The sequence below is a fragment of the Pedobacter sp. genome, from assembly GCF_041662865.1.
GTDB lineage: Bacteria > Bacteroidota > Bacteroidia > Sphingobacteriales > Sphingobacteriaceae > Pedobacter.
In genome coordinates this window covers 1-9,703 of the sequence record NZ_JBAZRL010000074.1, presented here as the reverse complement: position 1 = coordinate 9,703, position 9,703 = coordinate 1, and the positions used below count along the sequence as shown (strand labels likewise).

Here is a 9,703-nt window from a genome sequence, read left to right as displayed (position 1 = left end):
ATTCATAAACATGGGACAAAAAGCACATCCAATAGGTAACAGGTTAGGAATCATCAGAGGATGGGATTCTAATTGGTTCGGAGGCAACAACTATGCTGATAAATTAGTTGAAGACGAAAAAATAAGAAAATACCTTTCAGCTCGTATTGCAAAAGGTGGAGTAGCTAAAGTAGTAATCGAACGTACGTTAAAACGTATCACTGTTACTATTCACACAGCTCGTCCAGGTATTGTAATCGGTAAAGCAGGTCAAGAGGTTGATAAAATCAAAGAAGAGTTAAAGAAATTGACTAAAAAGGAAATTCAAATTAACATCTTTGAAATTAAACGCCCAGAGCTTGATGCACAATTAGTTGCAGAAGGTGTTGCAAAACAACTTGAGGCTAGAATCTCATTCCGTAGAGCAATGAAATCTACTATCGCATCAACAATGCGTATGGGTGCAGAAGGTATCAAAATAATGACTTCAGGTCGTTTAGGTGGTGCTGAGATGGCTCGTAGCGAACAGTATAAAGAAGGAAGAATTCCTTTGCATACATTCCGTGCAGACATTGATTATGCATTAGCAGAAGCATTAACAACTTATGGTAAAATAGGTGTTAAAGTTTGGATCTGTAAAGGTGAAGTTTACGGTAAACGTGATCTTTCTCCAAACATCGGTGCTGCGAGCAATGCTCCAGGTAAAGGTGGCGACAGACCTCAAGGCGCATTCGGCGGCCGTGATGGCGGTAGAGATAACAGAGGCGGCGGAGATAGAAGGAATGACAAACGCCCAGGTGGTGGTCGTCCAGGTCAAGGCGGTGCTGGTGCTGGAAGAGATAATAAAGGTGGTGGTGCCAACAGAGGTCCACGCAAATAGTTAACAAGATCGTTTAACGATAATATTAAAATAAAATGTTACAGCCAAAAAGAACGAAGTTCAGAAAGATGCAAAAAGGCAGAATGAAAGGTTTAGCAACTCGTGGTGCTGAATTGTCATTCGGTTCTTTCGGGATTAAATCTTTAGAGGCAACTTGGATTACAAGTCGCCAGATAGAAGCAGCCCGTATTGCGGTAACTCGTTTCATGAAACGTGAAGGTCAAGTTTGGATTAGAATATTCCCGGACAAACCGGTGACTAAGAAACCAGCTGAGGTACGTATGGGTAAAGGTAAAGGTGCTCCAGAATATTGGGTAGCTGTTGTTAGACCCGGACGTATAATTTTTGAAGCAGAAGGTGTTCCAATGGAAATTGCCAAAGAAGCATTAAGACTTGCAGCTCAAAAATTACCAATTCAAACAAAATTTGTAGTACGTAGAGATTACGTAGAAGCATAAAAAAGATTTGGGATCAATGTTGTAAATAACTTGTTGTTATAACCGCTAGACCCGAACATAAAAATTAATAAAATGAAGAACTCAGAAATCATAGGGCTTTCAAAAGAAGAACTAGTAGCTAAGATTGCAGAAGAAAGAGAAAACTTGGTAAAGTTAAAATTTGCACATACAATTTCGGCTATAGAAAATCCTACCCGTATCACTAAGGTAAGAAAAGACATTGCCCGATTAAACACTGAATTGACTAAGCTTAATGCTCAGTCTGCAACTGAAACTAAATAACTTTAGAGTCGAAATGGAAAGACAATTAAGAAAAACAAGAACCGGGTTGGTAGTAAGCAACAAAATGGATAAATCTGTTGTTGTGGCGGTTGAACGTAAAGTGAAACACCCGATCTATGGTAAGTTTGTTAAGAAAACTACCAAATTTATGGCTCATGACGAAAAGAACGAGTGTGGTATCGGTGATACTGTATTAATTCAAGAAACTCGTCCGCTGAGTAAAAACAAGAACTGGAGATTGGTACAAATTTTAGAAAGAGCTAAATAAGATGGTACAACAGGAATCACGATTAAACGTAGCCGATAATAGCGGCGCAAAACAAGTACTGGTTATCCGTGTACTTGGTGGAACTGGCAAAAGATATGCTTCTATAGGTGACAAAATTGTTGTTACTGTAAAAAGCGCTTTGCCATCTGGTAACATTAAAAAAGGAACAGTTTCTAAAGCAGTTGTAGTAAGAACTAAAAAAGAAATCAGACGTAAGGATGGTTCTTATATTCGTTTTGATGACAATGCAGCAGTATTGTTAAATGCACAAGACGAGCCACGTGGTACACGTATTTTTGGCCCGGTTGCGAGAGAGCTGCGTGAAAAACAATTCATGAAAATTGTATCATTAGCACCGGAGGTATTATAATATGAAAAAAGAAGTAACACAAGCCAAAGTAAAAATCCGTAAAGGAGATTTAGTAAAGGTTATAGCTGGCGATTCAAAAGGCCAACAAGGTAAAGTACAAGAAGTACTTGTTGCCAAAAGTAGAGTTGTGGTAGAAGGTATTAACCTTGTATCAAAACATACTAAACCAAATGCTGCTACACCAAATGGTGGTATAATTAAAAAAGAAGCTGCTCTTCATATTTCTAACGTTCAGTTAGTTGATCCAAAATCTGGTAAAACTACTCGTGTTGGTCGTAAATTAAACGCTGACGGAAAATTAGTTAGAGTTGCTAAAATTTCAGGGGAGGAAATCAAATAATGGCATACGTACCAAGATTAAAAAGTAAATATAAAGAGGAAATTGTAACTGCTCTTAAAGATAAGTTCAATTACAAAAGCATCATGCAAGTTCCTAAATTAGAGAAAATTGCCATTAACCAAGGTGTTGGCCGTTATTCTGTAACTGATAAAAAAGTTATGGATAGCTCTATCTTAGAAATGAGCACTATTGCTGGTCAACAAGCTGTTGGAGCAAAATCTAAAAAAGATATCTCAAACTTTAAATTACGTAAAGGTATGCCAGTAGGTGTAAGAGTAACTTTACGTGACAATAACATGTATGAGTTTTTAGATCGATTAATTTCAGTAGCTTTGCCTCGTATCCGTGATTTCAAAGGTATCAATGATAAAGGATTTGATGGAAAAGGTAATTACACATTAGGTATTACTGAACAAATCATTTTTCCAGAGATCAACATTGATAAAATCAACAAGATTTTAGGTATGGACATTACATTTGTAACGTCTGCTACTACTGATGTTGAGGCATTGGAACTTTTAAAACAATTTGGATTACCATTTAAAAATCAAAAAACAGAGCAATAATGGCAAAAGAAGGTGTAAAAGCTCGCGAAGTTAAGCGTCAAAAATTGGTTGCTAAATATGCAGATAAACGTGCTGAATTAAAAGCAGCAGGTGATTTCGCAGGATTAGATAAATTACCTAAAAATTCATCGGCAGTGCGTTTGCATAACCGTTGTAAATTAACAGGTCGTCCTCGTGGATATATGCGTACTTTTGGTATCTCAAGAGTAACTTTCCGCGAAATGGCTTTAGACGGTAAAATACCAGGAGTTAGAAAAGCTAGCTGGTAATAACGAAGTTATAAATTTTGAGTTATAAGTTGTAAGTTGTATTTTTGCAGCCCTTACAACTTATAGCTTTTTAATATATATAGCTACGAATAGAATTTTAACCGATAGCAGGTCCCAAAGCCGAGTGGCAAAAAGGATACCACTATCACAAATAAATAATAATGAATACAGATCCAATCGCAGATTATCTGACACGAGTGAGAAATGCTATCAAAGCTAATCACAGAATTGTAGAAATTCCTGCATCAAACCTTAAAAAAGAAATTACAAAAGTTCTTTTTGACAAAGGTTACATCGCAAACTACAAGTTTGAAGACACTAATGCTCAAGGCGTTATTAAAATTGCTTTAAAGTACAATGCAATTACTAAAATCTCGGCTATTCGTACGTTAACTCGTATTAGTAAACCTGGTTTACGTCAATATGCTGGTGTAGAAAACATGCCAAGAGTATTAAATGGTTTAGGTATAGCAATCTTATCTACTTCTAAAGGTGTAATGACCGATAAAGAAGCAGCCAAATTAAACATTGGCGGTGAGGTATTGTGTCACGTTTATTAATTAAAGGAGGATAGCACAATGTCAAGAATAGGAAAAAATCCAATTAATATCCCGGCAGGCGTAACTATAACTGTTTCTAATGATAATTTAGTAACTGTTAAAGGTCCAAAAGGAGAATTATCTCAACAAGTAGATACAGATATCATAGTTAAACAAGAAGATAATGTTTTAACTGTTAGTCGTCCAACTGAACAAAAAAGACATAAAGCCCTTCACGGGTTATATCGTTCTTTAATTAACAACATGGTTGTTGGTGTTACAGAAGGTTATAAAATAGAACAAGAATTAGTAGGTGTGGGTTACCGTGCTACTAACCAAGGTAATACTTTGGATCTAGTTTTAGGTTATTCTCACCACTATGTATTCCAGTTACCAGTTGAGATTAAAGTAACCACCACATCTGAAAAAGGTCAGACTCCTAAAATTATTTTAGAGAGTATTGATAAACAATTGATAGGTCAAGTAGCAGCAAAAATACGTTCGTTACGTGCTCCAGAGCCATATAAAGGTAAAGGTATCAAGTTTGTTGGTGAAGTGTTAAGAAGAAAAGCAGGTAAATCAGCTTCTAAAAAATAATTAAAATGGCAGGAAAAAAATTATCTCGTAGAGATCGTATCAAAAAAGGTATCAGAAAAAGACTTACTGGTTCTGAGAGCCGTCCACGTTTATCAGTTTATAGAAGCAATAAAGGTATTTATGCTCAAATTATTAACGATGTAACTGGTAATACAATAGTTTCAGCATCTTCTTTATCTAAAGATTTTACTGGTAAAGGAAACAAATCTGATCAGTCGGTAGCAGTAGGCAAGTTAGTTGCTGAAAAAGCAATCGCAGCTGGTGTTAAAGAAGTTGTTTTCGACAGAAATGGTTACTTATACCATGGTCGTGTTAAATCGTTGGCAGAGGGTGCTCGCGAAGCTGGTTTAGTATTTTAATCTAAGAAATAGGATAAGATGTCAACTATCAATATAAAAAGAGTAAAGACTAGCGAAATCGAATTGAAAGATCGTTTAGTTAGCATACAACGTGTTGCCAAAGTAACCAAAGGTGGTCGTACTTTCAGTTTCTCAGCCATTGTGGTTGTTGGAGATGAAAACGGTGTTGTTGGTTATGGTTTAGGTAAAGCGAAAGAGGTTACAGAAGCTATTGCTAAAGGAATTGATGATGCAAAAAAGAACTTAGTTAAAGTTCCAATCTTGCATGGTACTGTTCCTCATGAGCAAATCGGTAAATTCTCTGGAGGTTTTGTTTTAATCAAACCTGCAGCTGTAGGTACCGGTGTAATTGCTGGTGGTGCAATGCGTGCTGTATTAGAGAGTGCCGGTATTCATAACGTATTAGCAAAGTCAAAAGGTTCATCAAACCCACACAACGTGGTAAAAGCAACAGTAGATGCTTTAACTAAAATGCGTGATGCTTATACAGTAGCACAGCACCGTGGTGTAGATTTAAATAAAGTTTTTAACGGATAATATCATGGCTAAAATTAAAATTACCCAAGTAAAAAGCATTATCGATAGAAGCGAACGCCAAAAAAGAACTATGCAAGCTTTAGGTTTAACTAAAATGAACCAAAGTGTAGAGGTTGAGGCTAACGCTGCCATTATTGGGATGGTAAGAAAAGTTAATCACTTAGTAGCTATAGAGACTATTTAATTATTAAAATCTGTTTTAAGGAGTTCTCTCTTTGAAACAGATTTTTATTTATTTATCGTTGTCCCTGATTAGTGAAAGCGAAGGGCAACACAACAAGTTTAAAAATGAACTTAAGTAATTTAAAACCTGCAAAAGGGTCTATTAAAAAAATTAAAAGAATTGGCCGTGGTCAAGGTTCTGGTCGTGGTGGTACATCAACTCGTGGTCATAAAGGAGCTGGTTCACGTTCAGGTCATAAAACTAAAATCGGTTTTGAAGGTGGTCAAATGCCTTTACAACGTCGTGTGCCTAAAGTAGGTTTCAAACCTATTAACCGTACAGAATATGTAGGTGTTAACTTAGACGTATTACAAGGTTTAGCAGAAAGATTTAACTTAACTACTATTGATTTCGCTGCTATTCAAGAGCATGGTTTAGCTTCAAAAAATGACTTGGTGAAAATCTTAGGTCGTGGTGAAGTTAAAGCTAAATTAGAAGTTACAGCTCACGCTTTTTCTGCAACTGCGCAAAAAGCTATCGAAGCTGCTGGAGGCTCAATCGTAAAATTGTAATTAATGAAGAAGCTATTTACTACTTTCAGTAATATTTGGAAAATACAAGAATTAAAAGAACGTATTCTTTTTACGTTAATGATTCTTGTTATCTACAGGTTCGTTTGTCAAGTGGTTCTACCAGGTGTAGACCCAGCTCAGTTAGTGAATACCCAAAAAACAGGCATTTTAGGTTTGTTAGATATGTTTGCAGGTGGTGCTTTTTCTAAAGTATCTATTCTTGCTTTAGGTGTAATGCCTTATATCTCTGCATCTATTGTGGTTCAGTTATTAGGTATTGCAGTGCCTTCTTTCCAAAAAATGCAAAAAGAAGGTGAGAGTGGCAGAAAAAAATTAACTCAAATTACACGTTATTTAACTGTAGCTATTACAGCAGTACAAGCTGTTGGATATGTTAAAACACAAGTTCCTGTGGAGGCAATTTTGATAGATCATACTATGTTCTATGTCCTTTCTGGATTTGTTTTAACAGCAGGAACGTTATTTGTAATGTGGTTAGGTGAGAAAATAACCGATAAAGGTATAGGTAATGGTACATCATTAATTATTATGGTGGGTATTATTGCTCGTTTGCCATTAGCATTGAAACAAGAGATTGAATCAAGGTTTACTGGTAATGAAGGCGGGATGATTATGCTTGTTTTAGAAATCGTTGCTTTATTTGCCGTTGTGATGTTCACTATTCTTATTGTGCAAGGGGTACGTAAAGTGCCTGTGCAGTATGCTAAGAGAATTGTTGGTAACAGACAAGTTGGTGGTGTTAGACAATATATTCCGTTAAAAGTAAATGCAGCTGGTGTTATGCCAATCATTTTTGCACAAGCATTAATGTTTATCCCAAATGCTTTAATTGGTTTATTTCCTAAATTGACAGATAGTTGGTTGCACCAGTATACTGATATTACTTCAGCAACATACAGCTTAACTTTTGCATTTTTAATTATTGCATTTACTTTCTTTTATACAGCAATTACAGTTAATCCAACTCAAATGTCTGATGATATGAAGAAGAATGGTGGATTTATTCCAGGTATTAAACCGGGTTTAGCGACTTCTTCTTTTATAGACGATGTAATTTCTAAGATTACTTTTCCAGGATCGTTGTTCTTAGCTATTATTGCTATTCTTCCTTCGTTTGCTGTTAAAGTTGGAATACAACAAGAATTTGCTCATTTCTTTGGAGGTACTTCTTTATTGATTTTAGTAGGGGTAGTATTAGATACTTTACAACAAATTGAAAGTTATCTATTAATGCGTCACTACGATGGATTAATGAAAACAGGTAGAGTTACTGGACGTACAGGTATTCCTGCAGGCGGTAGCAATGCTGTGTTGTAAAAAATAAGCATGTCAAAAATTTATTATAAATCTCCGGAGGAGATAGAATTAATAAGAGAAAGTTCTTTACTTGTTTCAAAAACACTAGCAGAAGTTGCGAAGATAATTGCACCTGGAGTTACGACACTTGCATTAGATAAATTAGCTTTTGAGTTTATTAAAGATCATGGTGCAATACCAGCTTTTTTAAACTACGGCGGTTTCCCTAATTCATTATGTATATCTCCCAATGAGCAAGTTGTACATGGTTTTCCAAGTGAATACGTCATCAAAGAAGGAGATTTAATTTCTGTCGATTGTGGTGTAATCAAAAATAATTTCTTCGGAGATTCTGCTTACACATTTTCTATTGGAGAAGTTGATGCCGAAAAGCAAAAACTAACCAAAGTAACACAGGAGTGTTTAAATCTGGCTATTGAAAAAGCAATTATTGGTATGCGAATTGGTGATATCGCGTTTGCGGTGCAAAATCATGCTGAGAATAATGGTTTTGGTGTAGTAAGAGAACTTGTTGGACATGGTGTTGGAGTGAAATTACATGAAAAACCCGAAGTGCCTAATTATGGTAAACGAGGGAGTGGAATTAAACTAGAAGAAGGAATGGTTATCGCTATTGAGCCAATGATTAATGCTGGTAAAGCTGGTGTTAAGTTTTCGTCTGACGGGTGGACGGTTACCACAGTAGATAATAAACCTTCAGCACATTTCGAACATACGGTTGCTATCAAAAAGGGGAAAGCAGATGTTTTATCGACCTTTTCATTGATTGAAGAAGTTTTAAAAGAAAAAAAGTGAAAAATTAAAAATTTTTATTTAATTTTGCAACCCTGTTTAGTAGCAGCTAATTAAGTAAAAATCAATATAATATGGCTAAACAAGCCTCAATTGAACAAGACGGAGTAATAAGAGAAGCATTATCGAATGCTATGTTTCGGGTTGAACTCGAAAATGGCCATGAGATTATTGCCCATATTTCAGGAAAAATGAGGATGCACTACATCAAAATTTTACCTGGAGATAAAGTTAAATTAGAGATGTCGCCTTACGATTTATCAAAGGGTAGGATCACTTATAGATATAAATAAATATTATAATGAAAGTTAGGTCATCAATTAAAAAACGTAGCGCTGATTGTAAGATTATTCGCCGTAAAGGAAAACTTTACGTGATTAACAAGAAAAATCCTAAATACAAACAACGTCAAGGGTAATTAAAGAATATTGTAATGTACCGCACAACGGTGGCCCGCCGTTCGGAATTACTTAAAAACACATAATAAATATGGCAAGGATTTCAGGTATTGATTTACCAAGAAACAAAAGAGGTGAGATCGGATTAACTTATATCTACGGAATAGGTAAAACTACTGCACAAAATATTTTAACTGAGGCAGGAATTGATTTCAATAAAAAAGTACAAGATTGGTCAGATGATGAATTATCTGCTATTCGTACCATTATTAACGATGGTATTAAAGTAGAAGGTGCATTACGTTCTGAAGTTCAATTGAACATCAAACGTTTAATGGATATCGGTTGTTACCGTGGATTACGTCACCGTAAAGGATTACCTGTTCGCGGACAGCGTACCAATAACAACTCACGTACCCGTAAAGGAAAACGTAAGACTGTAGCAAACAAGAAAAAAGCAACTAAATAATTAAGCGGATGATCGCGGAACAGCGCTTGCTGACTTCTGTGTTCGGATTAGAAAATTGAAATTGATACAAGTAATGGGTTAGAGCAATAGGTCTCGTTTCTCGCCTCTCGTATCTCGCATCTCAAAAAGAAAATGGCAAAAACTAAAAAAGTAACCAAAAAGCGCGTTGTAATTGTTGAACCAATTGGCGAAGCACATGTAAACGCTACATTTAACAATATCATTATCACTCTGACTAACCTTCAGGGTCAAACCATCAGCTGGTCATCTGCCGGTAAAATGGGTTTCAAAGGTTCCAAGAAAAATACTCCGTATGCTGCCGGACAGGCTGCTGGCGACTGTGCCAAAGTAGCACATGATCTTGGCCTTCGTAAAGTTCAGGTATATGTTAAAGGTCCAGGTTCAGGCCGCGAGTCAGCTATCCGTACTCTGCAGACTGCCGGAATTGAGGTTACTACGATACAAGATATCACCCCGCTTCCGCACAACGGTTGCCGTCCTCCAAAAAGAAGAAGAGTTTAATTAAT

Annotated in this window: 20 protein-coding genes; all 20 read left to right on the top strand. The window is 36.2% G+C overall.

Annotated features, from left to right (window positions below; translation table 11 throughout):
• The first annotated feature begins 10 nt into the window (after positions 1-10).
• A complete protein-coding gene (gene rpsC / locus WC622_RS15740; protein WP_372820645.1) occupies positions 11-859 on the top strand; it encodes a 30S ribosomal protein S3 in 849 nt (282 codons plus the stop codon).
• Positions 860-894: 35 nt separating this feature from the next.
• Positions 895-1,317: a 50S ribosomal protein L16 gene (gene rplP, locus WC622_RS15735; protein WP_173271958.1), complete on the top strand. Its 423-nt coding sequence runs from the start codon at positions 895-897 to the stop codon at positions 1,315-1,317.
• Between the two features lie 72 nt (positions 1,318-1,389).
• Positions 1,390-1,599, top strand: coding sequence for a 50S ribosomal protein L29 (gene rpmC, locus WC622_RS15730; protein ID WP_173271960.1), 210 nt, complete (start codon positions 1,390-1,392; stop codon positions 1,597-1,599).
• A 13-nt stretch (positions 1,600-1,612) separates the two neighbouring features.
• Positions 1,613-1,867, top strand: a complete 255-nt coding sequence (gene rpsQ / locus WC622_RS15725) for a 30S ribosomal protein S17 (protein ID WP_055130475.1) — start codon at positions 1,613-1,615, stop codon at positions 1,865-1,867.
• Between the two features lies 1 nt (position 1,868).
• Positions 1,869-2,237, top strand: coding sequence for a 50S ribosomal protein L14 (gene rplN / locus WC622_RS15720; RefSeq protein WP_041878524.1), 369 nt, complete (start codon positions 1,869-1,871; stop codon positions 2,235-2,237).
• Between the two features lies 1 nt (position 2,238).
• A complete protein-coding gene (gene rplX / locus WC622_RS15715) occupies positions 2,239-2,577 on the top strand; it encodes a 50S ribosomal protein L24 (protein WP_182923615.1) in 339 nt (112 codons plus the stop codon).
• Positions 2,577-3,143 carry a 50S ribosomal protein L5 gene (rplE, locus tag WC622_RS15710; RefSeq protein WP_131555077.1) on the top strand — a complete coding sequence of 189 codons (567 nt, stop codon included), beginning with the start codon at positions 2,577-2,579 and terminating at the stop codon, positions 3,141-3,143. Before rplX ends, rplE begins: the two co-directional genes overlap by 1 nt.
• Positions 3,143-3,412: a 30S ribosomal protein S14 gene (gene rpsN / locus WC622_RS15705; protein ID WP_173271964.1), complete on the top strand. Its 270-nt coding sequence runs from the start codon at positions 3,143-3,145 to the stop codon at positions 3,410-3,412. Before rplE ends, rpsN begins: the two co-directional genes overlap by 1 nt.
• A 158-nt stretch (positions 3,413-3,570) precedes the next feature.
• Positions 3,571-3,972: a 30S ribosomal protein S8 gene (gene rpsH, locus WC622_RS15700; RefSeq protein WP_235524166.1), complete on the top strand. Its 402-nt coding sequence runs from the start codon at positions 3,571-3,573 to the stop codon at positions 3,970-3,972.
• Between the two features lie 18 nt (positions 3,973-3,990).
• A complete protein-coding gene (rplF, locus tag WC622_RS15695) occupies positions 3,991-4,548 on the top strand; it encodes a 50S ribosomal protein L6 (protein WP_372820644.1) in 558 nt (185 codons plus the stop codon).
• 5 nt (positions 4,549-4,553) lie between these two features.
• Positions 4,554-4,907, top strand: coding sequence for a 50S ribosomal protein L18 (gene rplR, locus WC622_RS15690; protein WP_173271969.1), 354 nt, complete (start codon positions 4,554-4,556; stop codon positions 4,905-4,907).
• Between the two features lie 18 nt (positions 4,908-4,925).
• Positions 4,926-5,444, top strand: coding sequence for a 30S ribosomal protein S5 (rpsE, locus tag WC622_RS15685; RefSeq protein ID WP_090992916.1), 519 nt, complete (start codon positions 4,926-4,928; stop codon positions 5,442-5,444).
• Positions 5,445-5,448: 4 nt separating this feature from the next.
• Positions 5,449-5,628, top strand: a complete 180-nt coding sequence (gene rpmD / locus WC622_RS15680; RefSeq protein WP_372820643.1) for a 50S ribosomal protein L30 — start codon at positions 5,449-5,451, stop codon at positions 5,626-5,628.
• 104 nt (positions 5,629-5,732) lie between these two features.
• Positions 5,733-6,179: a 50S ribosomal protein L15 gene (gene rplO / locus WC622_RS15675; protein WP_372820642.1), complete on the top strand. Its 447-nt coding sequence runs from the start codon at positions 5,733-5,735 to the stop codon at positions 6,177-6,179.
• 3 nt (positions 6,180-6,182) lie between these two features.
• On the top strand, positions 6,183-7,517 hold the full coding sequence (secY, locus tag WC622_RS15670; protein ID WP_372820641.1) for a preprotein translocase subunit SecY: 1,335 nt from the start codon (positions 6,183-6,185) through the stop codon (positions 7,515-7,517).
• A 9-nt stretch (positions 7,518-7,526) separates the two neighbouring features.
• The gene (map, locus tag WC622_RS15665; protein WP_372820640.1) at positions 7,527-8,312 is read left to right on the top strand and encodes a type I methionyl aminopeptidase; all 786 of its coding nucleotides are present in this window, start codon (positions 7,527-7,529) and stop codon (positions 8,310-8,312) included.
• A gap of 71 nt (positions 8,313-8,383) precedes the next feature.
• Positions 8,384-8,602 (top strand): translation initiation factor IF-1, encoded by a 219-nt coding sequence (gene infA, locus WC622_RS15660; RefSeq protein WP_008244555.1) that lies wholly within the window; start codon positions 8,384-8,386, stop codon positions 8,600-8,602.
• Between the two features lie 8 nt (positions 8,603-8,610).
• Positions 8,611-8,727, top strand: a complete 117-nt coding sequence (gene rpmJ, locus WC622_RS15655) for a 50S ribosomal protein L36 (RefSeq protein WP_010599887.1) — start codon at positions 8,611-8,613, stop codon at positions 8,725-8,727.
• Positions 8,728-8,798: 71 nt separating this feature from the next.
• The gene (gene rpsM / locus WC622_RS15650; RefSeq protein ID WP_372820639.1) at positions 8,799-9,176 is read left to right on the top strand and encodes a 30S ribosomal protein S13; all 378 of its coding nucleotides are present in this window, start codon (positions 8,799-8,801) and stop codon (positions 9,174-9,176) included.
• Between the two features lie 132 nt (positions 9,177-9,308).
• On the top strand, positions 9,309-9,698 hold the full coding sequence (gene rpsK, locus WC622_RS15645; RefSeq protein ID WP_306550760.1) for a 30S ribosomal protein S11: 390 nt from the start codon (positions 9,309-9,311) through the stop codon (positions 9,696-9,698).
• The last annotated feature ends 5 nt before the right edge of the window (positions 9,699-9,703 follow it).